The organism is Rhizobium mulingense (assembly GCF_029194105.1).
GTDB lineage: Bacteria > Pseudomonadota > Alphaproteobacteria > Rhizobiales > Rhizobiaceae > Rhizobium > Rhizobium mulingense.
The window spans coordinates 1-21,551 of record NZ_JARFVE010000015.1 but is presented as its reverse complement, the minus strand read 5'-3'; the positions used below and the strand labels follow the sequence as shown (position 1 = coordinate 21,551).

The following is a 21,551-nucleotide window of genomic DNA, read 5'->3' as shown; positions in this document are numbered from 1 at the left end:
CGAATTTTCAACGATATATCTGCTGCTCCTCAATCGAGAAGGAGCAGAAAGATGCAGACGACAAGGCAGTGGCAGACCGAGGCAATTGGACCGGAAGCAGATCTGAAGATCGGTGAAGCCGGAATTCCCGAGGTATCAGGCACGATGGTCCGGGTGCGGACGCAGGCCGTTTCCCTCAATTTCCGCGACAGGCTGGTCCTGGAGAGCGGCATGGGGCTGCGGCTGCAGTTTCCCTTCGTGCCGGCCTCGGATATGGCGGGCGTGGTCGAGGCCGTCGGGCCGGATGTCACGCGCTTCAAACCCGGCGACCGGGTGATCTCCACCTTTTCCCCGGACTGGATCGAGGGCCGGGGGCCGGGCACGGCCCGCACGCCGCATTACCAGACACGGGGCGGCTTCTATCCGGGCGTGCTGTCCGAACATACAGTGCTCTCCGAGCAGTGGTTCACGCTTGCGCCGGCAACGCTCGATGCCGCCGAAGCAAGCACGTTGCCCTGCGCCGGCCTGACCGCCTGGTTCGCCCTCATTGAATGCGGCAGGCTCAAGGCCGGCGACAAGGTGTTGGTGCAGGGAACCGGCGGTGTCGCGCTCTTCGGCTTGCAGATCGCCAAAGCGCATGGCGCCGAGGTCTTCATTACGTCAGGCAGCACCGAAAAGCTCGAGCGGGCGTCCGCCCTCGGCGCCGATCATCTGATCAACCGGCACGAAGGCGACTGGGTGGAGCAGCTCTATCACTTGACCGGTGATTACGGCGCCGACCACGTGTTGGAAATCGTCGGCGGGCCGCATCTCGGCCAGGCTCTGAAGGCCGTGGCGGTCAACGGCCGCATCTCGGTGATCGGCGTGTTCGAGGGGTTCGACGTCTCGGGGCCTGCGGCACCCTTGCTTCTGAAGGCGCCCATCGTACAGGGAATTTCGGTCGGTCACCGCCGGGCGCTGGAAGATCTGGTGCGCGCTGTCGACCGGACCGGGCTGAAGCCTGTTATCGACAAGCGCTACGCCTTCGAGGAACTGCCGCAGGCGTTCGATCATCTCTATCGCGGCCCGTTCGGCAAGGTCGTCATCGAGTTTTGAAACACGCGCTCCCCTCGCGTCGTGGAGGGGAGCTTGCGGCTAATCGGCAGCGACGGTCTCGCTTTCGAAGGCGAAACCTTCGTCGGCCCAGCCGGTCATGCCGCCGATCATCAGCTTCACCCTCAGGCCGAGCTTGGCGAGGCGGAGAGCGGCCTTATCTGCGCCGTTGCAGTGGGGGCCGGCGCAATAGACGACGAACAGCGTGTTCCTTGCCCATTCCGACATGCGGTGCGCAGTCATCTTGCCGTGCGGCAGGTTCATCGCACCCGGCACGTGGGATTGCGCAAACAGGGCCGGCGAGCGCACGTCGAGGAGAACGAAATCGACCTTGGCGCCGGCAAGGGCGGCATGGACATCCGAGCAATCGGTTTCGAAAGCGAGCTTGGCGGCATAGTGGGCGGCGGCGAGATCGGGCTCGGCGGCTGGTATTTCGGCGACGGGGCTTGGCATCTGTCTTTCCTTTTCCGTGTTGGAATTGCAGTTTGGTATCGCCGATGGTAGAGCTTTGCGAAATTGGCCATCATGACTGATAGCGTAAAGATCATGCCAAACACGTCGCCGCATCAGACGAAAGGGCCGCTGGTCGCAGCCCTTGCCTATGACGGGCTTTGCACCTTCGAATTCGGCATCGCCTACGAGGTCTTCGGCCTGCCGCGTCCGGAGATGGGCGATAGCTGGTATCGCTTCTCCGTCTGCGGCATCGAGCCGGGGCCGCTGTGCGCCGCCGGCGGGTTGACGGTCGCCGTCGACAAGGGACTGGAGGTGCTTGAGGCGGCGGACCTGATCGTCGTGCCGGGCTGGCGGGCGATCGATGCGCCGGTGCCTGCGCCGCTCGCCGCAGCACTTAGAGCAGCCCATCAGCGCGGCGCGCGCATCATGTCGCTGTGCTCCGGTGTCGCGGTTCTGGCCGGATCAGGGCTGCTTGCCAATCGCAGGGCGACTACGCATTGGCGCTACGTCGCCTCGATCGCCGCGCTTTATCCCGACATCACCCTTGACGCCGATGTTCTCTACGTGGACGAGGGCAGCGTGCTGACCGCGGCGGGCAGTGCGGCTGGCATCGATCTCTGCCTGCATGTGGTGCGCAGCGATTTCGGCCCGGATGCCGCCAACAGCGTGGCGCGACGGCTCGTTGTTCCGCCGCATCGTGAGGGCGGGCAGGCGCAGTTCATCGCGGCGCCCGTGCCGGAAGAGCGCGAGGGCATCCGTCTCGGGCCGCTGATCGAATGGATGCGGGAAAGCCTATCCGAGGAGCAGCCGATCAATCTGCTCGCCAAAAGAGCGGGCATGAGCATGCGCACCTTTCAACGCCGCTTCGAAGCCGCAACGGGTGAGAGTGTCGGCGAGTGGCTGCTGAAGGAGCGGCTGCGCCATGCGCGCGATCTGCTGGAGAAGGAGCTTGCGGTGTCGCTCGACGACATCGCGATATCAAGCGGCTTCGGCACGCTCGCGACCATGCGGCATCATTTTCATCGGAGGCTGGGGACGAGCCCGAGCGCCTATCGGAAATCATTCTGCGGTTAGCGCGCCTCATGCTTGCAATTTCATCTGACTTCGCCTAAACGGGCACTCTCTATTGTTCTGGAAAAAGGGAGCGCCACGATGACGAATATCTCCGCACGCCCCGAGAGGGTTTCGGCTTAAGTCGGCCAAGAGGCTGACGATGCCGGTTGAACATCGCCGTTTCCGGTGATGAAGACCACTCATATCCAGAGTTCATTGTCATGGGCAATTCTATCGGGAGCGGAAGCTCCCCGATGGCCTCGGCGTCGAATCCGGCGGTCATCAGTCATTTCTTTTCCAGTTCTGCCTGGATCGAAGGCGCCGCCTTGGACCAGCTCGACGACATGTCGCGACTGCCGGGTGTTTCGGAAATCGCCGGCAAGGAGGGCGCAACCATGAGCGCCATTGATCTTCTCGTGACGTCGGGCAACGACCCGCTGGAATGCCGCATGGCGCTCTCCGCACTTCTGCCATCCTCGAGCCTGACGCGATCGGGTTTGGCTGCACCTTCGAGAAGAGCCTCGGCCCGTTGCGTCAGGTCGAGGCTGAAAAGCAGGAGGCGGCCAAATCCGGTCGCTTCATCGCCAACCGACCATCGAGCGAGGCAACGAGGTCAAGGCTTTCAAGCTGTGATCCGGCATATCGGTCCGACCGCAACGATAAACGGCGACCTTCGATGAAGGGCGCCGCTCCTTTCAGTTATGGTCTCTGAAAATAGTGATTCCGTTCGATGCCGTCATAGCGGCCGGATTGCAGGCAGCAGTTCTTGAAACCGCCTCCTGGAACCGCAGGGGCAGGGATCGGCGCGGCCGAGTTTTTCGATCAGTTCGACGTTGCCATGAACGATCTGCGACCCGGTCTTGACCCGGGCTTCGGACGGGAAGGATTTACGCCGTTTCGACGTGACCTCAAAAGCTGAAGTCGGTGAGGTGTTTGCGAGCCATGGCTGCCTCCTCTTCGTTGACACGCTGCGTCGTGCAGCATGCGCGTCATAAGTCTATGGCCGGTTCAGCGCAATGTTGCGGATCGAACTTTGCCGCAGCGTTGCAAACCCGTCACTCGGCCGTCCCGGCGGGGCGCTGACAGGACTGTCTCGCAGCCTCACCTGGACATTATCCGAAAGCCTCCTCCGGAGCGGAGCGGTTTCGAGGAACCCCGCCCTTCCAGAACCGTTAGAGGTTTCCAGTAGGGACTGTTCACAATGTCGGGCGCAATCAGCGCGCTTCATCGACGTCTTTGGACGTGAAGTACCTTAATTCACGACCGGCGCGCCGATTTCTTCATCCGCGGTCTCCGGGCCGGATCGCGTGAAGGGCAAGCCCGGGATCGGCTGTATGGATCTCGACAAATGCTGCTGGTCGCGACCGCCGGCACTCGAAGAGGGAAGTCTTCCAAAGGAGGTATCATGTTCAAGAAGTACGCCTATGCGTGGATCACCGTCGCCTTCTTTCTGTTTTCGCTCGCCGGCCATTGGATGTTCGGTTGGTTCGCCTTTGTCGGCGAGCAGCAGAGCCACGGGCAAGCGCCTAATATCAATGCCTATCTCATGGAAATGAGCAGAGACACCTTTGAAAACTGGCAGTCCGAATTCCTGCAATTACTCTGGCAGGTCGTTGGTCTTGCCTATTTTCTTTATATCGGCTCTCCGTCTTCAAAAGAAAACGATGACCGCACGGAAGCAAAACTCGATGCTCTCATCCGGCTAAATGCCGGAGAGAACGGTGAAACGATCATCGCCGAGATCGATAAGCACTTCATGAGAACCGGAGGACATGCGGGACCATACGAGCATGAGTTGGAGATGCGCAGGGGGCCTCGCAGGACCGGCGGCGCCACTTGAGCCAGTCCCGGCCAGGCGACTGCGCAGTTTGCGCCACAGCTCCAGCGATCCGCAGCACGCCGCGGGCGACATTCGCCGCGGCGTTGCCATTCGTCACTCCGCCGCCTGGCGGGCCATCGGATTGTTCGGGTGGGTCGTCCAATTGGCATAGTTCGGATCGACGACGCGGCCGGTGCGCTTGTCGAGGGTGCCGGCAGCCAGCGGTTCCATCGTGATGCAATTCTCGATCGGACAGACGTTGACGCAGAGATTGCAGCCGACGCATTCCTCTTCGATCACCTCGAAATGGCGCAGCCCATTGACGACGCTAGTGATCGCCTGGTGCGAGGTGTCCTCGCAGGCGATGTGGCAGCGGCCGCATTTGATGCAGGCATCCTGGTCGATCTTCGCCTTGGCGACGTAGTTGAGGTTCAAATATTGCCAGTCGGTGACATTGGGCACGGCGCGGCCGGTGATGTCGTCGAGAGTGCGATGGCCCTTTTCGTCCATCCAGTCGGAGAGGCCCGAAATCATCTCGTCTACGATCTTGAAGCCGTAGGTCATCGCCGCGGTGCAGACCTGGACGTTGCCGGCGCCGAGAACGAGGAATTCGGCGGCGTCGCGCCAGGTGGTGATGCCGCCGATACCCGAGATCGGCAGGCCGTAGGTTTCCGGATCACGGGCGATTTCGGCCACCATGTTGAGGGCGATCGGCTTGACTGCCGGGCCGCAATAACCACCATGGCTGCCCTTGCCGCCGACCGTCGGGTTGGGGGCGAAATTGTCAAGGTCGACGGAGACGATCGAATTGATCGTGTTGATCAGCGAGACGGCATCGGTGCCGCCGGCCTTGGCGGCGCGGGCGGGACGGCGAATATCGGTGATGTTGGGCGTCAGCTTGGTGATGACGGGCATGCGGGTGTACTGCTTGCACCAGCGCACCACCATTTCGATATATTCCGGCACCTGGCCGACGGCCGATCCCATGCCGCGTTCCGACATGCCGTGCGGACAGCCGAAATTGAGCTCGACGCCATCGGCGCCGGTCTCTTCGACCAGCGGCAGGATCGACTTCCAGGCCTGCTCCTCGCAAGGCACCATGATCGAGGCGATCAGCGCCCGGTCCGGCCAGTTCATCTTGACCTGCTTCATTTCCCGCAGGTTCGTATAGAGGTCGCGATCGGTGATGAGCTCGATATTGTTGAGTCCGAGCAGCCGGCGGTCGGCGCCCCAGATCGCGCCGTAGCGCGGGCCGTTGACGTTGACGACGGGTGGGCCTTCCTCGCCGAGCGTCTTCCAGACCACGCCGCCCCAGCCGGCCTTGAAGGCGCGCTCGACGTTGTAGGCCTTGTCGGTCGGCGGCGCTGACGCTAGCCAGAACGGGTTGGGGGATTTGATGCCGACGAAATTATTACGGAGATCAGCCATTGTTCATTCTCCCCTTCAAGCAACCGCGACAGCCGGAGCGGCTGCTGCGGAGAGGGTGCGATGGATGGATTCAGCCGCGTCGCGGCCGTGCGCGACGGCGGAAACGGTAAGATCCTCGCCGCCGAAGACGCAGTCGCCGCCGGCCCAGACGCCGTCGAGGGAGGTGCGGCCCTCGACGTCGACCGCGATGCGACCGGATTCCATGCGAAGCGAACCGAGGCCGGAGGCGTCAAAGGTCTGGCCGATCGCCTTGAAGATCTGGTCGGCGGCAATCACGCCGGTTTCGCCGGTGCCGACGAGGCGGCCTTCGACGAGCTTGGTGTATTCCACTTCGATGGCGGCGACCTTGCCGTCCTGAGCCAGGATCGACTTCGGCGCCAGCCAATGGCGGATGATGACGCCTTTGGAGCTTGCCAGATCCTGCTCGTATTCCGAGGCGTTCATATGCTCCTTGCCGCGGCGGTAACAGATCGTCACCTCTTCGGCACCGAGCAGCTTTGCCTGCACGGCAGCGTCGATCGCCGTCATGCCGCCGCCGAGAACGACGACGCGGCGGCCGATGGCGATATCGCTCTTGTCGTCAGCCTGACGCAGTGCGGCGATGAAATCGACGGCATCGTCGACGCCCGCAAGGCTCTCGCCCTCGATGCGCAGCGCGTTGACGCCGGCAAGGCCGATGCCGAGGAAAACGGCATCATATTGAGCCTGCAGATCGGCAAGCGAAAAGTCGCGGCCGAGAAGGGCGCCGTGGCGCACTTCGATACCGCCGATCGAGAGCACGTAATCGACTTCCTGCTGAGCGAAGTCGTCGACGGTCTTATAGGTGGCGATGCCGTATTCGTTGAGGCCGCCAGATTTTTCCCTGGCATCGTAGATGGTGACGGAGTGGCCTTTGACCGCCAGGCGGTGCGCAGCGGCCAGGCCTGCCGGGCCGGCGCCGACGATGGCGACATTCTTTCCTGATGCTTCGGCCCTGATATAGAACTGCTTGCCGGCCTGCATGGCGGCATCGGTCGCGTAACGCTGCAGGCGACCGATCTCGACAGGCCGTTCTTCCGCCGTGTTGCGCACGCAGGCCTGTTCGCAGAGCTCTTCGGTGGGACAGACGCGGGCGCACATGCCGCCGAGGATATTCTGATCGAAGATCGTCTTCGCCGAGCCGAGCGGATTGCCGGTCGAAATCTGCCGAATGAAGAGCGGAATGTCGATCGAGGTGGGACAGGCCGTCATGCACGGCGCGTCATAACAGAAATAGCAGCGGTCGGCGGCGACCAGCGCCTCGTGATGGTCGAGGCGTGGATGCAGATCGGAAAAATTAGCTTCATACTCGGCAGGCGATAGCCGGCCGGCATGAATCCCAGTTTCCAGTCGTTCCATTGAAGTTCCCTCATTATTGGTAAACGGCCTGTGAGGGAAAGCGTAACTCAGGTTTAAAAATTTATCAAACGGTAAAATTTTGACGGTTCGCCCCCTTTGGACGTCCTCGCAATCCACTGTTTTCGCGTAAGAAACAATGCCGCCTTGGGTCCGAGAAATATTTCTGCGTTCAGTCCAAAAGGGCCGTCCGAAAAAAGATTCAAAAAAGTGGAATTTATTTACGATCGCAGGGAACCAAATTTGGACGTCATCGTTATCGCGATATCCGGATGGTGATCGCATCGACCCAACATGCGCGCCCCCAACCCACTATCCGGACGTACTCACGGTCCCCTCCCGGTGAGTGAAGACAGCCGGTGCGCCGCCCTCGCACCGGCTGTTTTTCTGTTTTCGCTCGACTTTATTTCCCACCTCAGATGCGTTTGAAGATTTCGAATTCGGTCTCCGGAATGGTCAGCCGATATTCGATGCGGCCGGGCACAAGATTCAGTTCCGCCTTGCCGTTGACCGACGAGGGCACGACACGCTCCAACACGGTGCGGCCGAAGCTGTTGTCACTGAATTCGTGGACTTCCGACTGATCCTGCAGCACTTCCGCCCAGGCGATCTCGATCGCTCTTCTGTCGCCGATCGCAGCTTCCCGGCAGTTGAGCGTGATGGAGGCAGCGCCGCCGGCAATTGCGCCATAGGAGGCGGAGTTGACGATGAGTTCGTGGAGGGCAAGCCCCAGATGCACGGCGGCATTCGGCGTCAGATGCGCGTTAATGCCGTAGATCGGCATGGAGCCTGATGTTTCCGGCCAGTAGGGGGCGAACTGTTTTTCGGCGAGTTCGAAAAGATAGGCGCCGCGCCAGCTCGAATCCGTGATCAGGTCTTGGGAATTGGAAAGCGATTGCAGCCTCCCGCGGAACTTCAGGAGGAAACTGTCGAGAGAGAGCGTGTTGCGCGCCGTCTGCGTGGCAATGCCCTGGATGATGGCAAGAAGGTTCTTCGAGCGGTGCGAGAGTTCGCGCAGCAGCGATTTCAGTACTTTTTCACGGTGCCGGCTTTCGGTGACCTCGGTCATGACGGACAGAAGCCCATGCGTGCCGCGTTCACTGGTGCGCTGGATTTTCAGTTCATAGGTGCGCATTTCGCCGTCGACGTCGATCTCGACCTCGGCATTGTTGGGGATGCCGGTCTCCAGCACCTTGTGTTTCAGCGCTGTCAGATACTGCCCATGGATATCGCCGAAAAGGCCAGCATCAGTGCTGCCGGGCATGAAGCGCGCCGCGAAATACGGCGGCAGATTTTCGGCGTAGAAAATCGAAAGCCGGGCGTCCTGGCAGAGTATTGAAATACCGGCGCTGCCGAGCGCCCGTTCCATCATTGCGGCTTTGCCTTCGAAGGTGAAAGGCGTGCCCGACAATGGTTCAGTCGTATTCACTCGGCCGCCTTTCCTTGTGACGTCTTGAACGTCGCTGGAGGGAACGCCCTCCAGAAACCGCCTGCCGACTTTAGAACAAAGCGCTGCAAAAACCGTTAAGGCCTTCGGCGCGTCCCGGCAGCACCGGAACGCCTGTTTCGACGGATTGGTTCCGAAGGCCGGAAAATTGCGTCTCAGGCGGCTACCTTGGTCGATTCATTGAAGAAAAGCGCCTGGCTGATCAGTGCCTTGACCATGTCGGGGTTGAAAGGTTTGGTAACGAGGAAAGTCGGTTCGGGGCGCTCGCCGGTCAGGAGCCGTTCCGGGAAAGCGGTGATGAAGATCACCGGCACGCTCGACGTCTTGAGAATGTCGTTGACGGCATCGATGCCGGAACTGCCGTCGGCAAGCTGGATGTCGGCGAGCACCATGCTTGGCTTGGTCTTGTTGTAAAGCGCGACGGCTTCGGCATGGGTGCGGGCGATGCCGGTGACGCGGTGGCCGAGACTTTCGACCATCTGTTCGATATCCATGGCGATCAGCGGTTCGTCCTCGATGATCATGATGTCGGTTGCCACCTGGCGGGAAATCTCCTGCGAAGCCTTGTCGAGCAGCTGCATGACATCCTGTTCGTCGAGCTCGAGAATTTCTGCGATTTCAGCGACGCGGAAATTCTCCACGGAAGCGAGCAGAAAGGCCTGACGGGCGCCTGGCGAAACTTTGGACAGATTGAGGGTCGCGCGCTGTTCCCACGCATATGGCGAGGTCGGCTCTGGAATCTGGACTGCAGTGGAACCAAACAGTTGCGTAAACAGTTTGTAGAGGGCGACCCGGTCATTCGCCGTATCCGGGAAAATCGACAGATCCGCGATGATGGCTTCAAGAACGGCGGCGACATAGGCGTCGCCCGAAGTCTGAGTGCCGGTCAGTGCGCGGGAATAGCGACGCAGATAAGGCAGGTGCGGCGCAATTCGAGTAGAAAGTGTCATATATGGCTCCTGTATACAGGCCGGCATTGGCTTCAATGACCGATTAACGTCATCTTGATAAAAAAGTTCCGGAACGGCAGGAACTTTTTTTGCCGCGCCGCATTATTCCAGCCGACATAGAAAGGGCGTAACATTTTGAGCCACGCAGCGGCAAACCTCGGCGACATCGATGATCGAAAGCCTCGGTCTCGCTGGTTGAAGTCGTGATGATGCCGTGCACGCCCCTAGAATAGACAACCGGCGAGAAGACGAATTGATGACCACACGCAAGAAAGAAGCGGCCGATCAGCGACAGCTGGAGCTGCGGGCAAGCGATATCCTGGACCCGAACAATCAGATCGGCGTCAAATTGCGGTCGCTCTATGCAGCCGTACAGGATGAAGCGATCCCCGATCGTTTTCTCGATCTTCTCGAAAAGCTCGACCATGCCGAGATGATGGCTTCCGCCAAGATGGCCGAATAGGATCGCCCGCATGGAAGATAAAATGCAACCCGGCTTCAAGCGGGAACTGCTGGCGGCGCTGCCCAGTCTTCGCGCCTTCGCGATCTCGCTCATCGGACGCCACGACCGTGCCGACGATCTCGTCCAGGATACGATCATGAAAGCCTGGGCCAAGCAGGATCATTTCGAGATGGGCACCAATATGAAGGCCTGGCTCTTCACGATCCTGCGCAACGAGCTCTACAGCCAGATGCGGAAAAGCGGCCGCGAGGTGCAGGACAGCGACGGCTTGTTCACCGAATCGATGGCGATGCACCCCTCGCAATATGGCGCGCTCGATCTGCAGGACTTCAAGAAGGCGCTCGATCAGCTGCCGCCGGACCAGCGCGAAGCGATCATCCTCGTCGGCGCCTCGGGCTTTTCCTACGAGGAGGCCGCCGAAATCTGCGGCTGCGCCGTCGGCACCATCAAGAGCCGCGTCAACCGCGCCCGCCAACGCCTGCAGGAATTGCTGCAGATCTCAGGCGAAGCCGATTTCGGCCCCGACGCCACCTCGGCGCCGCTGACCTCGAAGGCATTTGCGTTCTGACGAGGTTGTGATGGGAGAACGGCCGGCTGCCCCTGAGACGCCGGCTTTTTGGGCTGCCGGGAGCGCGAGGGTGCCGCGTGTGTATTGCGGGCGCTAGCCTCTCCACCCTCATCACCGGAATCCAGGGCGCCGCTCGAAGTCCTTGGCGCGGAACACTTTTTCGTTACGATTTGGTTCATTCACGGCGCCGACGCGCCGTGGCTGGATTCCTGCGGCAGGCACAGGAATGAGGGAGGAAAGGTGGGGCTCCACCTCTTAGACGTCCGGGAGGCGGGCGATGCAAAGAATTCAATCCTCCCGCTTCGACCCCACCAGATTGGCCGCGACGATTGCCGCCAGCACGCCAGCGGTCAGCAGCGGCTGGGCGCGGACGAGGCCGAGGCCGACTGCCGCCAGCGATTCCAACGCTGCGCGGCGCTCGCGGGCGCGGCGTTTCTCCCGGGCATTGGCGATCGCCATCGCGGCGAGCAGGATTATGCCGATCAACAGCGCACCGACGGCCATGAAGAGAACGGCGGCGAACGGACCGTAGATGCCGGCAAGCCAGATGGCTCCGGCGGCAACCGCCAGCGCATAGGCTGTGAGGAGGAAGAGCAGCGCGAGCGCGATGAAGATGCTGGTGCGCTTGGCGCGCGTGATGGTCCGGTGCACGCTTGCGCCTGTCAGCAGGCTGAGGATCGATAGCATCGCGCGTCCTCAGCGCCGCGCGAGGTAGGCGATAGCCAGGCCGAAGGCTGCTGCGGCGCCGATCGTGGCCAGCGGATGCTTGCGCACGGTCTTGCGCATCTCGGTCGCGCCGCGCTCGTAGCCATGCTGCAATTCGCGTAAGAGATCCTCGCTGCGGCTGAGCAGTTCCTCATAGCCCGCACTTGCCTGGCTGCGCATCTTATCGCCCTGATGGCGCGAACTCTTGCCGACCAAGCGCGTCAGTTCCGCAAGCTCATCGCGCAGCGCCTCGATCTGTTCCTCGATGCCGGATTCGAAATTGTGGAAGGTGCCGTTGCGGCGGCTGCGGCCGGAGTGAAAGATGGAATAGGTCATGGCTGTCTCCAATGGCTGGGGCGCGCGCAAGCCCGCCTGTTCTGCACCGGGTCACCACCGTTCGTTGCATAGATGAGACCGCGCGGCATTGACCCAAATCACTGCCGACAACGTCCCGGGCGGTCAAAAGTTCCGCCGGGCTCGGCGGTTAGCCTTGGGAAACGGCGCTGTGGGCGAGCACGAAAGGCGTGCCGTCGGCAGGCACCTGATTGATGCGCAGCGCGCAGCCGAATACCGAGAGCATGGTCTCATCGGTCAACACCTCATCGATACAGCCGGCGGCGGCGAGGCGGCCGGATTTCATCAGCACGAGGCGGTCGGCAAAGAGCGCCGTCAGGTTGATGTCGTGCATGACGGCGATGACGCCGCCGCCGCGTTCGCAGAAATCGCGGGCAAGCGACATGATGGTCAGCTGATGGCTGATGTCGAGGCTGGAGACCGGCTCGTCGAGCAGCAGCCAGCGGGACTTGCCGTCGACGACGGGCTCGGCGATCTGGCAAAGCACGCGGGCAAGCTGCACGCGCTGCTGCTCGCCCCCGGAGAGTTCCTGGTAGAAGCGGCCTTCGAAGCCGGTCAGATCGACCGACGCGAGGGCGGCGGCCGCCGTCTCGTCCGCCTTTTCGGGATTGAGATTGAGGCCGGATGTCAGGCCCATGCGGACAATCTCGCGCACGGTGAAGGGAAACGAGATGGTACTTGCCTGCGGCAGCACCCCACGAATGGCGGCAAGCTGCCAGGGCTTCAGCCCCTTCACCTCGTCGCCGCCGATGCGCACCAAGCCATCATAAACAAGCTCGCCGGAGATCGCCTTCATCGTAGTCGTCTTGCCGGAGCCGTTGGGACCAGCAATCGCGGTCAGCTCGCCGGCCTTTGCGGTGAAAGCGACGTCGCTGATGATTGATTTGCCTGACAGGCGCACGGAGAGGCCGGAAACTTCGATCATCTGTACGTCACTCACAATCGCCCTCAAAGGGCAAGGCGTGAACGCTGCCTCAGCAGGATCCACAGGAAGAACGGCCCACCGACCGCCGCGGTGATGATGCCGATCGGCAGTTCGGCCGGGGCGACCAGGGTGCGCGCCAGCACGTCTGCGAAGATCAGCAGCGATCCGCCGAGAAGGGCTGCGGCCGGCAGCAGGAAACGGTGATCCGGCCCGATTGCCATGCGCAGGATGTGCGGCACGACAATACCGACGAAACCGATGCCGCCGCTGACGGCGACGGAAGCGCCGGTCGCCGCGGCGACGCCGACGATTGCGACATTCTTCAGCCGCTGCACCGGTACGCCCATATGAAAAGCGGCTGCCTCGCCGAGCGTGATGGCGTTGAGGCCGCGGGCCATGAAGGGCAGGGCGGTGAAGGACAGCAGGATGATCGGGCCGGCGGCGGCGATCTTCGTCCATGTGGCGCCGGCAAGCGAGCCCATGCTCCAGAAGGTCAGGTCGCGCAGCTGCTGGTCGTTGGCGACGTAGATCAGCAGGCCGGTCAGGGCGAGGGTGAGCGCGCCGAGCGCGATGCCGGCAAGTAGCATCGTCGCCACCGAGGTCTGGCCGTGACGGGTGGCGATCCTGTAAAGCAGCAGCGTCGTGACCAGACCGCCGCCGAAGGCTGCCACCGGCAAGGCGTAGATGCCGAAGAACGCCTGGAACGGCGCCGCGAGGCCGCTGCCGAGCACGATCATGGCGACCGCGCCGAGGCTTGCGCCGGAGGAGACGCCGACAAGGCCCGGATCGGCGAGCGGATTGCGGAACAGGCCCTGCATCACCGTGCCGGAGACCGCCAGCGAGGCGCCGATCAGAAAGCCGAGGATCGTGCGGGGAAGGCGGATATCGAAGATGATGATCCGGTCACGGGCGCTCAGCGCCCCCTCCGACCCGGTCACATTGCCGATGACCTCGAGGATCGAGGCATCCGAGGTGCCTGTCGTCACCGAAAACAGCATTGCGAAGGCGGAGCCGGCGACAAGCAGCGCGATCGCCAGCACGGCGAGCCGCGTTCTGTCGCCCGCCCGCGTCGTTTCGCCGATCTCTGCCATCGCAAAGCGTCGCCCTGGTTGCGTCATGGCTTGCGGCAGGGCCATGATCAGCCCCCGTAGATCGCCGCGTTGAGCTCGCGCGCGGCGGCGGCCGTGCGCGGGCCGAAGCCGAGCAGGTAGATGCCGTCCATCCGGACGATCGCCTTCTTCTCGCCGGCCGGCGTCAGCGCGATCGCCGGCTGGGCCAGCAGGTCCTCGTTCCTGGTACCGGCGCCGTCGCCGCGGTTCATCATCACGATGATGTCGGGCTTGGCTTCGATGATCGCCTCGTCCGTCAGCGGCTTATAACCGGGGAATGCGCCGACGGCATTGACGGCGCCGGCAAGCTTGACGATGCCGTCGGCCGCCGTGCCGGTGCCCGAGGCCATGATCCGGCCGTTCTGGGCGCTGAGGATGAAGAGAACGCGCTTGCGCTCGGTCTCCGGGCGCTTTTCGGCGTCGGCGATTGCTGCGTCGAGATCGGCCGCGACCTTTTCTTCAAGTGCTTTCGCCTTGTCGGGCACGCCAAGCAGCGCGCCGACGCGATCGATCTTGGCGATGATGCCATCGCGGGTAAAGGTGTTCGGCACGGTTTCGAAAGGCACGCTGGCATTCTTCAGCACGGCCAGCGCCTCTACCGGGCCCGAACCCTCGACGGCGATGATCGCCGTCGGGTTCATGGCGAGGATGCCTTCCGGTGAGAGCGCACGCATATAACCGACATTGGGCAGCTCCAGCGCGGCTTCCGGATAGGTGCTTGTCGTGTCGCGGGCGATCAGCCGGCTTTCCTCGGCGAGCGCATAGACGATCTCGGTAACATCGCCGCCGACCGAAACCAGGCGCGACGTGTCCAGCTTCCTGTCCTCGGCGCGGGCGGCACGGACAAAGGCGATGCCCTTGACCGCCGGCGCCGGGGGGATCAGCGGCAGCGCCATGACGGCCGCCGTCAGCGCCAGTTGCCAGGGACGGATTCGGCGCACATTGTTAGGCATCGTCATCGTTGCGATCCTTATGCGGCGACACTTGCTGCCCGCGGCAGGTTTTCGATGATCTCGCGCCATTCGGCGCGTTCGTCAGAGCCTTCCTTGCGCTTGCCGAAGAACTGGATGATCATCTCGCCGTCGGCATTGTAAGCCTCGAGCGAAGTGACGTGGCCGTCCTTTGTCGGCTTGCGCACGGCCCAGGTCTCGGCGATGTGATCCTGGCGCAGATGCAGGTGGAATGTCGGGTCCATGATATTGATCCACGGGCCCATGGTCTGCACGTTGACGATCGGGCCGGAATGGATCTGGACGATGCCGTTATTGGCGACGAAGCACATGATCGGGAGGCCCGATTTCACCGAGGCATGCATCATCTCCGCCGTCGCGCCGTTGTCGAGCTTCCAGGCATAGTCGTCGCCGACGCTGCGGATGGCCGCCCGGCGGCCGATCTTCAGGCGCTTCAGCATGCCGAAGAACTCATGCGTGTCGGTGAGTTTGCTCCAGTTGTCGCGCAGCTCGTCGCGGTTGACATCTGCGGCCTCATCGGCGGCATTCGAGATCTCCGCCTCGACGAATTCCTGCGACTGGTCTTCGAGCTTTAGTTCGGCGACGATCGCGTGATAGGCCTCGACATTCGAATTCGGTCGCAGATGCACCTTGTGCACGGCGTAGCCCGCCTTGTCGAAATATTGCAGGCTGAGACGCTCCTGGTCGCCATCCTTTTTGGAGACGGCGAAGCCATGCTCCCAGTGGCTCGGGAAGATGCGCAGGTCGATGTTCTCGCCGAGCGCGATCGCGCTCTGCATGCCCATCTTGATGTTTTCGAAGACGCCGATCTTCTCGTGCACGGCGCTTTCGTTGCGCGACAGCGCCATCACTTCGCCGAGGCCGGCGACGCGTTCCAGAAGCTTCAGCGCGCTGCCATTGATGCGGGTCACGCTGATGCCGGTTTCGGCGGCGACGAGGGCTGCCTCGGAAATCTTCAGCCGGGCGGCGATATCGCGCTCGCGCATCTTTGGATTTTCGGCGCGAAACGCACGGATTTCGGCCGGCGCCGGTCTTTTCTGTTCAGTCATGTCTTACCTACTTATTGGCCCTATTTATTAAGAATGAGCTTGCCCTGGCGGGTGATTTTCAGGCGGTAGATCAGCCCGTCGTGTCTGATCACGATCTCGTTCGTGCCGCGGAAAAGATCCGCGCTGTCGACGATCCGCTGTTGCACCGCCGGCTCGCTGGGCAACGGCGCATGCTTAAAGCTGTCTGGCTTTTCAACCATCATTTCGGTTGGCAATTCCGTGAAGCCGGGGATCGGTGGTCCCCGGTGTGGTGACAATTAACTTGACTGTCTTACTCATAGTTTTTTAAAGACGCAATAGGAGACTAACGTAGTCAAGTTTTTGAGATTGCTGATTTGCTGCCGCCTGCCGGCGGCCTGCGACATGGCGGAGAAGATCATGACGGGTAGGTTTGCGGCCATTGCGGCCGGCTGGGTGATGGCGGTTGCGAGCGTATGCCAGGCACAGGAGACGGCACGGGCAGCCTCTCTCAATGTCGAGCTCAACGCGCTGGCCCCCTCGCAGAAGGGCTGCATGATGACCTTCGTCGCGCTCAACCAGCTGCCCGCCGCCATCAACAAGGTGTCCTTCGAACTTGCCTTCTTCAACGACAAGAATGCCGTCGACCGCATCACCGTGCTCGATTTCCGCGATCTGCCGCAGGGCAAGAAGCGCGTGCGTCAGTTCGACATGCCGAATGTCAAATGCGAGAGCGTGACCCGCATCCTCATCAACGACACGCCGGTCTGCGACGGGCCGGCTGCCGGCGAATGCATGAAGGGCCTCGTCGCCCGCTCGCAGATTTCCGTTCCCTTCGAGGGATAAGAAGACGCCGGGCATGATCCCCGGCGGGCATGTTTCAGGCTGTCCGAGGCATAGACAATGGCGATTTCAGCGAAAACCAGATCGAGACAGGTGCTCATCGGGGAGGCGGACGCCGGCGGCAGCCTGAATGATAATACGCCCGGAATGCACCCCGGCCACGAGCTTCCCGAATTGCGCAACGCGCAGCGGCAGCCGGCCGGCGAAACGGTGATCCATTACACGCGTTTCGCGCAGATTTCATCCTTCCCGGATCATCCGGAAACTGCGCCGGCAGCTCGCGTTTCCGCGCCGCCGATGGACGCGGCGGTGGAAAAACAGGATGACAAGAAGACACCAGTGCGACGGCGGGTGGCGCTGAGTTGCGTCGGTTCAGCCTTTTTCCATGCTGCGTTGGCCGCCACGCTGCTTATTATGATGCCTGCGCCCTCGGATGAAACGCTGATGGAAGCCGGCGAGGCGATCAGCGTGGTCATGCTCGGCAGTTCCGACGCCGATCAGAGCGCAGCCGGCGACACTGAGGTGACCATTCAGGAAGAAGTGGTCCCAGAGGCTGTTGAGCCCGATACAGTTAAGCCAGTCGAGACAGCCGAGGTGCAGGCGGAGGTCGTTCAGCCGGAAACCGTGCAGCCCGCGGACGCAGAGCCGGTCGAAACCGTCCAGCCTGTGCAGGAGGTTACACGTCAATCAGCGCAGACGATTGCGGCTTCGGAACCTGAAGTCCTGGTATCCGAAACCCCTGCCGAAACTTCTGTCGCGCAGCCGATGTCGGCGGTGGTGCCGGAGCAGCCGGTGATGTCTAGCGAACCCCCAACGGCAACCGCAATGCAGTCCGAACCCGAAGAGATCAAGCCTGTCGAGGTACCTCCCGTTTCTCCCGAGCCGGAGCCGCCGACTGAGGTGGTCACTCCGCAGCCGAAGCCGAAGCTGGAAAAGCCTGTAGAAAAGAAGACGGTGGAAAGAAAGCAGCCGCCAAGGAAAGCACAGGGTTCGGAGGGCGATGCCAAGCAGGAGTCGCGCCGGGGTGCTGCAGACGGACAGGCAGACGCCAATTCGAACGATAATTCGCGCACATCCGGTGGACGGAATGGAGCGGGCGGTGCGTCGGAAGCCAATTACAAAGGCAAGCTTGTCGCGCGGTTGTTCCGTTGCGTAGACCGGATGGAGTCTCGGTATCGTACGGCTCCGGCCACCTTGACCGTTCGCATCACCGTCAATCGCAGAGGCGATATCACCGCGTCAAGTGTTGTCCGTGGCTCGGGGCTCCCCGAGGTTGATAGCGCGGCTCTTGCCAGGGTAGCCTCTTGCAACCTGCCGGCGATGCCAGACACGATCGCGGCATCCTCGCGTACCTACGCCTTCCCCGTCGAGGTCACTCCGCGATAATATGATTACGATAATCAACTTTATACTTTACTCTGAAAATCAAGTTTAATAAGAGTCCGTTCGCACACGCAGGAATCGTGTGACGACAACGAGCGAACGGGTGGTAAATGGCTCGCAAGGGCAAGAAGGGTTCGAACCGGGAGGTCCGCGGAAGCGCGGGCGAGGACGCAAGTCAGGCATCCCCCGGACGGTCCAAACTGGATGGCCGCAGTTTCCTCTATGTCGGCGGGCGCGACTGCCAGGTGGCGCATCTTCGCCAAATCTGCAGCAATTTCGGCGCCGAGCTCATTCATCACGACGGCGGCCTGCGCGAAGCGGTGTCCCGCATCGATACCGTGCTTCCCTCGGTCGACTGCGTCTTCTGCCCGATCGACTGTATCAGCCACGATGCCTGCCTTCGGGTGAAGACCGGCTGCAAGAAGTTCGGCAAGGCCTTCATCCCGCTGCGCAACGGCAGCAAATCCAGCCTGGAGCGTGCGCTGCAGACGATGAACGAACGAGACAATTCCCGATGAACGACCAGCACCCCGACGGCTTCACCATGATCGGCCTGCACAAGCTCGCCGCGCAGAGCGGCGACGGCCTCGTGCCCGAACTCTACGAACTTTTTCAGCAGCATGCCGAACGCCAGCGGATCTATCAGAATGTGACGCTGTTCCCGACCTGGGAGGCGCGCATGCCTGGAGAAGCGACAACGAGAGCACTTGGCCCGGCGGCGGCAAACGGCAATAATGTTCTTGCCTTTCCCTCGCATGCCGCAAAGATGGGCAAGAGGAAGGCGTAAGGAGATTTCATGTATATCGCGATGAACCGCTTCCAGGTCGTCACGGGGACCGAGGGCGATTTCGAGACTGTCTGGCGCAATCGCGATTCCAGCCTGGCCGAAGTGCCCGGTTTCGTCGAATTCCGGCTGCTGCGCGGCAAGCTCAACGAAGAGGCGGGCTATACGCTCTATTCTTCGCACACGGTCTGGAAGAGCGAAGAGGATTTTCAGAACTGGACGAAGTCCGAGAATTTCCGCGCTGCGCATCGCAATGCCGGCGACCGCAAGGCGATGTATAAGGGACCGCCGGTGTTTGAGGGCTTCAATGTGGTCGATGGGATTTAGCTGCTGACAGTTAGCTTGGCGCCCGTAGCCCCCTCATCCCCCTGGACACCTTCTCCCCGAGGGTAGAAGGGACGTGCCGCAGCGCTGATTTTCCCTTCTCCCCTCGGGGAGAAGGTGGCCCGAAGGGTCGGATGAGGGAGCTGCACGGCACGCGCTTCATGCGACTCCTAGTTTGCTCTCGCGCAACCGGCAGCGATTGCCAAACTCTACGCCCGAACCCGCGAGATCGCGCCCGCCGCAACGGCCAGCCAGCCAAGCATCATCGCACAGCCGCCGGTCGGGGCGGCATAGGGGAAAAGGCCGGAACCGGCAAAACGCAGCGAGACCAGGTCGCCGGCAAAGAGCAGCGTTCCGGCGATCATCAGAAAACCGGCCAGCCAGGCGGTTTTGAGCCTTGCGGTGCCGAGAGCCAATGCCAGCAGGGCAGGGGCGTGCGTCAGGCACATGGCGGATGCCGATGCGACCAGGTTCGCTTGCCCGCCGCCATGGGCGGCAAGAGCGGCAAGCGCGACGCCGGCCACGCCGAACAGGCCGGCAAAGAGATATAGCACCGGCTCCAGACGCGCGTTCAGGCTCATGGTTGTTCCTTGTTCTGCATGTGGTAGGCGAGGCGCTCGACCGGCGCCCAGATGAGATCGCGCAACGCCTGGCTTTCGATCGTCTCGTCGAGGGCGCGGCGGAAGCAGAGCAGCCATTCGTCGCGCTCGACAGGGCCGATCTCGGCGACGAAATGGCGGCTGCGCAGGCGCGGATGGCCGCGTTTGTCGGTATAGAGCGGCGGGCCGCCGAGATAACCGCTCAAATATTCGTAGAATTTCTCTTCGCTCTCCTGAAGGCTCGGCGGGTGCACGGCGCGCACGTTGCTTGCCTCCGGCAGCCTATCCATCAGCTCATAGAAACGGCGCGTCAGCGCCCTGACGGCGGGATCGCCTCCGATCGCTTGATATAGAGTGGTGACCTTCTCCGTCACGAAACCATCCCAAATGTCTTTCCACGGCCCCTTCATGCACCGGGCGGAAAATGATCGCAACTGTCATCAAGCTGCCGCGGCATTTTGCGCATAACGCCGGCGCCGCAGGGGTTCCAACCGATTCTTCTTGACAAAACCGTCCGGACGGTATCTTTATATCGCATGTCGAACGCTCATCACCGCAAGAAACAACCGGCTCTCGTGCGCCAGCAATTGCTGGATGTCGCGGCACGTCTTGCCGCCAGCGAAGGCATGGCCGCGGTCACGCTCGATGCGGTGTCGGCCGCCTCCAGCGTCAGCAAGGGCGGGCTGCTGCACCATTTCCCGACGAAGAATGCGTTGCTCGATGCCCTGTTCGAGAGCCTTCTGGAAACATTCGACGGCGATATCGAGGAGCTGATGCGGGGTGATCCGCTCCCGCAGGGCCGTTTCACCCGCGCTTATGTCATGGCAGTATCCGGTCTCAAGGACCGTCCCGACGATTCCAGAAACTGGACGCAGGTAACGATCACGCTGCTTGCCGAACCCCGGCTGCGTCTGCGCTGGCGCCAGTGGGTGCAGGCGCGGGCAGAGGAATATGTCGGCACCGACTCCTCGCTCGACGCCCAGATCGTGCGGTTTGCCGCCGACGGGCTTTGGTTCGCGGACACGCTGGAAAGCCACGATATCGACGGTGCCCTGAGGCGGGACCTCATCGGCCGCCTCGTCGAGCTGACCGGCAAGTAATCCGAAGGGAATTCGTCATGAGCCAGGCCGCCGTTTACGGGCTGCTTTTTGCCGCCATCGTGCTCGAAGTCATCGGCACCACCGCGCTGCAATTGTCGCAGCAGTTCACCCGCATCGGGCCAACGGTGCTCGTCGTCGCCTGTTATGCAGCGGCCTTCTATTGCCTGTCGCTGACGCTGAAGAGCATTCCCGTCGGCATTGCGTACGCGATTTGGAGCGCTTTGGGAATCGTGCTGATTTCCTCTGTGGGCCTCGTCTTCTTCAAGCAGCGCCTCGACCTGCCGGCGATCATCGGCTTGGGGCTGATCATATCCGGCGTCGTCGTCGTCAACCTGTTTTCGAAATCCGTTTCGCACTGATTTTACTATGATATTTTAAATGCTTCCTCCGAGGTTCGCGCGACAAATTTTCCCCTTTGTCAAATTCCTGACAAAGGGCTATGTGTTGCTTGGACGTGGAGGAGATCGAGGCGCACCCAGCGCCTTTTTCCAAAGCGCTTTGAATTCTGCTTTCCCGCCTGCTCGATACTTCCAGCTTCCAGAGGAGCACATCATGGCCATACGCACCGTCGTCTGGGGAGAGAATATTCACGAGACCACCAATGAGATCGTTCGCGGCATCTATCCCGAGGGCATGCATACGACGATCGCCAATGCGCTGAATGCCGATCCCGCCATCTCGGCGACGACGGCGACGCTGCAGGAACCGGAACATGGCCTCAGCGAAGCCCGGCTTGCCGAAACCGATGTGCTGACCTGGTGGGGCCACAAGGATCACGGTGCGGTCTCCGACGTCGTCGTCGAACGCGTCGCCAAGCGCGT

General features: G+C 61.8%; 27 protein-coding genes and 1 pseudogene. 14 read left to right on the top strand and 14 right to left on the bottom strand.

The features are described from left to right. Nucleotides 1-51: 51 nt before the first annotated feature. A complete protein-coding gene (locus PYR71_RS26735) occupies nucleotides 52-1,074 on the top strand; it encodes a zinc-dependent alcohol dehydrogenase family protein (protein WP_275621538.1) in 1,023 nt (340 codons plus the stop codon). 39 nt (nucleotides 1,075-1,113) lie between these two features. Here PYR71_RS26735 and PYR71_RS26730 read toward each other — a convergent pair whose 3' ends face one another. After that, nucleotides 1,114-1,524 (bottom strand): rhodanese-like domain-containing protein, encoded by a 411-nt coding sequence (locus PYR71_RS26730; RefSeq protein ID WP_275621537.1) that lies wholly within the window; start codon nucleotides 1,522-1,524, stop codon nucleotides 1,114-1,116. 72 nt (nucleotides 1,525-1,596) lie between these two features. Here PYR71_RS26730 and ftrA point away from each other — a divergent pair, with 72 nt between their 5' ends. The 3 genes from ftrA (at nucleotide 1,597) to PYR71_RS26715 (ending at nucleotide 4,417) form a co-directional block, all read left to right on the top strand. After that, nucleotides 1,597-2,598 carry a transcriptional regulator FtrA gene (gene ftrA / locus PYR71_RS26725; protein ID WP_275621536.1) on the top strand — a complete coding sequence of 334 codons (1,002 nt, stop codon included), beginning with the start codon at nucleotides 1,597-1,599 and terminating at the stop codon, nucleotides 2,596-2,598. A gap of 146 nt (nucleotides 2,599-2,744) precedes the next feature. Further along, a complete protein-coding gene (locus PYR71_RS26720; RefSeq protein WP_275621535.1) occupies nucleotides 2,745-3,257 on the top strand; it encodes a hypothetical protein in 513 nt (170 codons plus the stop codon). Between the two features lie 725 nt (nucleotides 3,258-3,982). After that, on the top strand, nucleotides 3,983-4,417 hold the full coding sequence (locus PYR71_RS26715) for a DUF6766 family protein (protein WP_275621534.1): 435 nt from the start codon (nucleotides 3,983-3,985) through the stop codon (nucleotides 4,415-4,417). Nucleotides 4,418-4,510: 93 nt separating this feature from the next. Here PYR71_RS26715 and preA read toward each other — a convergent pair whose 3' ends face one another. From preA to PYR71_RS26695, 4 genes are all read right to left on the bottom strand, one after another. Then, nucleotides 4,511-5,824, bottom strand: a complete 1,314-nt coding sequence (preA, locus tag PYR71_RS26710; RefSeq protein ID WP_275621533.1) for an NAD-dependent dihydropyrimidine dehydrogenase subunit PreA — start codon at nucleotides 5,822-5,824, stop codon at nucleotides 4,511-4,513. Between the two features lie 15 nt (nucleotides 5,825-5,839). Further along, the gene (locus PYR71_RS26705) at nucleotides 5,840-7,201 is read right to left on the bottom strand and encodes an NAD(P)-dependent oxidoreductase (protein WP_275621532.1); all 1,362 of its coding nucleotides are present in this window, start codon (nucleotides 7,199-7,201) and stop codon (nucleotides 5,840-5,842) included. A gap of 412 nt (nucleotides 7,202-7,613) precedes the next feature. Beyond that, nucleotides 7,614-8,609: a sensor histidine kinase gene (locus tag PYR71_RS26700; RefSeq protein ID WP_275621619.1), complete on the bottom strand. Its 996-nt coding sequence runs from the start codon at nucleotides 8,607-8,609 to the stop codon at nucleotides 7,614-7,616. A 191-nt stretch (nucleotides 8,610-8,800) separates the two neighbouring features. Beyond that, nucleotides 8,801-9,595, bottom strand: a complete 795-nt coding sequence (locus tag PYR71_RS26695; RefSeq protein ID WP_020922074.1) for a response regulator — start codon at nucleotides 9,593-9,595, stop codon at nucleotides 8,801-8,803. 256 nt (nucleotides 9,596-9,851) lie between these two features. On the opposite strand from PYR71_RS26695, the gene PYR71_RS26690 reads away from it, so the two are divergent. Both PYR71_RS26690 and PYR71_RS26685 read left to right on the top strand, forming a co-directional pair. Beyond that, a complete protein-coding gene (locus PYR71_RS26690) occupies nucleotides 9,852-10,058 on the top strand; it encodes a NepR family anti-sigma factor (protein WP_183912043.1) in 207 nt (68 codons plus the stop codon). A 10-nt stretch (nucleotides 10,059-10,068) separates the two neighbouring features. Continuing rightward, nucleotides 10,069-10,626, top strand: coding sequence for an RNA polymerase sigma factor (locus tag PYR71_RS26685; protein ID WP_275621531.1), 558 nt, complete (start codon nucleotides 10,069-10,071; stop codon nucleotides 10,624-10,626). A gap of 288 nt (nucleotides 10,627-10,914) precedes the next feature. Here PYR71_RS26685 and PYR71_RS26680 read toward each other — a convergent pair whose 3' ends face one another. From PYR71_RS26680 to hemP, 7 genes are all read right to left on the bottom strand, one after another. Further along, nucleotides 10,915-11,313: a hypothetical protein gene (locus PYR71_RS26680; protein ID WP_183912044.1), complete on the bottom strand. Its 399-nt coding sequence runs from the start codon at nucleotides 11,311-11,313 to the stop codon at nucleotides 10,915-10,917. A gap of 9 nt (nucleotides 11,314-11,322) precedes the next feature. Next, on the bottom strand, nucleotides 11,323-11,667 hold the full coding sequence (locus tag PYR71_RS26675) for a hypothetical protein (RefSeq protein WP_275621530.1): 345 nt from the start codon (nucleotides 11,665-11,667) through the stop codon (nucleotides 11,323-11,325). A 148-nt stretch (nucleotides 11,668-11,815) separates the two neighbouring features. Beyond that, nucleotides 11,816-12,610: a heme ABC transporter ATP-binding protein gene (locus PYR71_RS26670; RefSeq protein ID WP_183913827.1), complete on the bottom strand. Its 795-nt coding sequence runs from the start codon at nucleotides 12,608-12,610 to the stop codon at nucleotides 11,816-11,818. A gap of 23 nt (nucleotides 12,611-12,633) precedes the next feature. Next, nucleotides 12,634-13,746 carry a FecCD family ABC transporter permease gene (locus PYR71_RS26665; protein WP_275621529.1) on the bottom strand — a complete coding sequence of 371 codons (1,113 nt, stop codon included), beginning with the start codon at nucleotides 13,744-13,746 and terminating at the stop codon, nucleotides 12,634-12,636. Between the two features lie 2 nt (nucleotides 13,747-13,748). Further along, complete coding sequence (locus PYR71_RS26660) at nucleotides 13,749-14,678, bottom strand: heme/hemin ABC transporter substrate-binding protein (protein ID WP_275621528.1); 930 nt, start codon at nucleotides 14,676-14,678, stop codon at nucleotides 13,749-13,751. Nucleotides 14,679-14,689: 11 nt separating this feature from the next. Next, the gene (locus tag PYR71_RS26655) at nucleotides 14,690-15,739 is read right to left on the bottom strand and encodes a hemin-degrading factor (protein ID WP_275621527.1); all 1,050 of its coding nucleotides are present in this window, start codon (nucleotides 15,737-15,739) and stop codon (nucleotides 14,690-14,692) included. 20 nt (nucleotides 15,740-15,759) lie between these two features. Further along, nucleotides 15,760-15,942 carry a hemin uptake protein HemP gene (hemP, locus tag PYR71_RS26650; protein WP_275621526.1) on the bottom strand — a complete coding sequence of 61 codons (183 nt, stop codon included), beginning with the start codon at nucleotides 15,940-15,942 and terminating at the stop codon, nucleotides 15,760-15,762. Between the two features lie 175 nt (nucleotides 15,943-16,117). On the opposite strand from hemP, the gene PYR71_RS26645 reads away from it, so the two are divergent. From PYR71_RS26645 to hmuQ, 5 genes are all read left to right on the top strand, one after another. Further along, the gene (locus PYR71_RS26645) at nucleotides 16,118-16,543 is read left to right on the top strand and encodes a hypothetical protein (protein ID WP_183912054.1); all 426 of its coding nucleotides are present in this window, start codon (nucleotides 16,118-16,120) and stop codon (nucleotides 16,541-16,543) included. Nucleotides 16,544-16,600: 57 nt separating this feature from the next. Beyond that, the gene (locus tag PYR71_RS26640; protein WP_275621525.1) at nucleotides 16,601-17,926 is read left to right on the top strand and encodes a cell envelope integrity TolA family protein; all 1,326 of its coding nucleotides are present in this window, start codon (nucleotides 16,601-16,603) and stop codon (nucleotides 17,924-17,926) included. A gap of 107 nt (nucleotides 17,927-18,033) precedes the next feature. Then, nucleotides 18,034-18,441: a DUF2325 domain-containing protein gene (locus tag PYR71_RS26635; protein WP_275621524.1), complete on the top strand. Its 408-nt coding sequence runs from the start codon at nucleotides 18,034-18,036 to the stop codon at nucleotides 18,439-18,441. Then, nucleotides 18,438-18,710 (top strand): hypothetical protein, encoded by a 273-nt coding sequence (locus PYR71_RS26630; protein WP_183912058.1) that lies wholly within the window; start codon nucleotides 18,438-18,440, stop codon nucleotides 18,708-18,710. Before PYR71_RS26635 ends, PYR71_RS26630 begins: the two co-directional genes overlap by 4 nt. Nucleotides 18,711-18,719: 9 nt before the next feature. Next, nucleotides 18,720-19,034, top strand: a complete 315-nt coding sequence (gene hmuQ / locus PYR71_RS26625) for a heme-degrading protein HmuQ (protein ID WP_183912060.1) — start codon at nucleotides 18,720-18,722, stop codon at nucleotides 19,032-19,034. A 206-nt stretch (nucleotides 19,035-19,240) separates the two neighbouring features. Here the strand turns inward: hmuQ and PYR71_RS26620 are convergent, their stop codons facing one another. Both PYR71_RS26620 and PYR71_RS26615 read right to left on the bottom strand, forming a co-directional pair. Continuing rightward, entirely contained in the window at nucleotides 19,241-19,612 is a 372-nt protein-coding gene (locus tag PYR71_RS26620; protein ID WP_275621523.1) for a DUF423 domain-containing protein, read from the bottom strand. After that, on the bottom strand, nucleotides 19,609-20,004 hold the full coding sequence (locus PYR71_RS26615; RefSeq protein WP_275621522.1) for a group II truncated hemoglobin: 396 nt from the start codon (nucleotides 20,002-20,004) through the stop codon (nucleotides 19,609-19,611). The genes PYR71_RS26620 and PYR71_RS26615 overlap by 4 nt, the downstream gene beginning before the upstream one ends. Nucleotides 20,005-20,166: 162 nt before the next feature. On the opposite strand from PYR71_RS26615, the gene PYR71_RS26610 reads away from it, so the two are divergent. From PYR71_RS26610 to PYR71_RS26600, 3 genes and pseudogenes are all read left to right on the top strand, one after another. Beyond that, nucleotides 20,167-20,730, top strand: coding sequence for a TetR/AcrR family transcriptional regulator (locus PYR71_RS26610; RefSeq protein WP_275621521.1), 564 nt, complete (start codon nucleotides 20,167-20,169; stop codon nucleotides 20,728-20,730). Between the two features lie 17 nt (nucleotides 20,731-20,747). Further along, a complete protein-coding gene (locus PYR71_RS26605) occupies nucleotides 20,748-21,089 on the top strand; it encodes an SMR family transporter (RefSeq protein ID WP_275621520.1) in 342 nt (113 codons plus the stop codon). A gap of 193 nt (nucleotides 21,090-21,282) precedes the next feature. After that, nucleotides 21,283-21,551, top strand: a pseudogene (locus PYR71_RS26600) (ThuA domain-containing protein); the annotation flags it as partial.

Coding starts and splice junctions, on each gene's coding strand:
- ftrA (WP_275621536.1), top strand. CDS start 1,597: ATGACTGATAGCGTAAAGATCATGCCAAACACGTCGCCGCATCAGACG.
- PYR71_RS26610 (WP_275621521.1), top strand. CDS start 20,167: ATGTCGAACGCTCATCACCGCAAGAAACAACCGGCTCTCGTGCGCCAG.
- hmuQ (WP_183912060.1), top strand. CDS start 18,720: ATGTATATCGCGATGAACCGCTTCCAGGTCGTCACGGGGACCGAGGGC.
- PYR71_RS26735 (WP_275621538.1), top strand. CDS start 52: ATGCAGACGACAAGGCAGTGGCAGACCGAGGCAATTGGACCGGAAGCA.
- PYR71_RS26605 (WP_275621520.1), top strand. CDS start 20,748: ATGAGCCAGGCCGCCGTTTACGGGCTGCTTTTTGCCGCCATCGTGCTC.
- hemP (WP_275621526.1), bottom strand. CDS start 15,942: ATGATGGTTGAAAAGCCAGACAGCTTTAAGCATGCGCCGTTGCCCAGC.
- PYR71_RS26670 (WP_183913827.1), bottom strand. CDS start 12,610: ATGATCGAAGTTTCCGGCCTCTCCGTGCGCCTGTCAGGCAAATCAATC.
- PYR71_RS26635 (WP_275621524.1), top strand. CDS start 18,034: ATGGCTCGCAAGGGCAAGAAGGGTTCGAACCGGGAGGTCCGCGGAAGC.
- PYR71_RS26705 (WP_275621532.1), bottom strand. CDS start 7,201: ATGGAACGACTGGAAACTGGGATTCATGCCGGCCGGCTATCGCCTGCC.
- PYR71_RS26690 (WP_183912043.1), top strand. CDS start 9,852: ATGACCACACGCAAGAAAGAAGCGGCCGATCAGCGACAGCTGGAGCTG.
- preA (WP_275621533.1), bottom strand. CDS start 5,824: ATGGCTGATCTCCGTAATAATTTCGTCGGCATCAAATCCCCCAACCCG.
- PYR71_RS26620 (WP_275621523.1), bottom strand. CDS start 19,612: ATGAGCCTGAACGCGCGTCTGGAGCCGGTGCTATATCTCTTTGCCGGC.
- PYR71_RS26665 (WP_275621529.1), bottom strand. CDS start 13,746: ATGGCCCTGCCGCAAGCCATGACGCAACCAGGGCGACGCTTTGCGATG.
- PYR71_RS26655 (WP_275621527.1), bottom strand. CDS start 15,739: ATGACTGAACAGAAAAGACCGGCGCCGGCCGAAATCCGTGCGTTTCGC.
- PYR71_RS26695 (WP_020922074.1), bottom strand. CDS start 9,595: ATGACACTTTCTACTCGAATTGCGCCGCACCTGCCTTATCTGCGTCGC.
- PYR71_RS26660 (WP_275621528.1), bottom strand. CDS start 14,678: ATGACGATGCCTAACAATGTGCGCCGAATCCGTCCCTGGCAACTGGCG.
- PYR71_RS26675 (WP_275621530.1), bottom strand. CDS start 11,667: ATGACCTATTCCATCTTTCACTCCGGCCGCAGCCGCCGCAACGGCACC.
- PYR71_RS26630 (WP_183912058.1), top strand. CDS start 18,438: ATGAACGACCAGCACCCCGACGGCTTCACCATGATCGGCCTGCACAAG.
- PYR71_RS26715 (WP_275621534.1), top strand. CDS start 3,983: ATGTTCAAGAAGTACGCCTATGCGTGGATCACCGTCGCCTTCTTTCTG.
- PYR71_RS26685 (WP_275621531.1), top strand. CDS start 10,069: ATGGAAGATAAAATGCAACCCGGCTTCAAGCGGGAACTGCTGGCGGCG.
- PYR71_RS26640 (WP_275621525.1), top strand. CDS start 16,601: ATGGCGATTTCAGCGAAAACCAGATCGAGACAGGTGCTCATCGGGGAG.
- PYR71_RS26730 (WP_275621537.1), bottom strand. CDS start 1,524: ATGCCAAGCCCCGTCGCCGAAATACCAGCCGCCGAGCCCGATCTCGCC.
- PYR71_RS26680 (WP_183912044.1), bottom strand. CDS start 11,313: ATGCTATCGATCCTCAGCCTGCTGACAGGCGCAAGCGTGCACCGGACC.
- PYR71_RS26645 (WP_183912054.1), top strand. CDS start 16,118: ATGACGGGTAGGTTTGCGGCCATTGCGGCCGGCTGGGTGATGGCGGTT.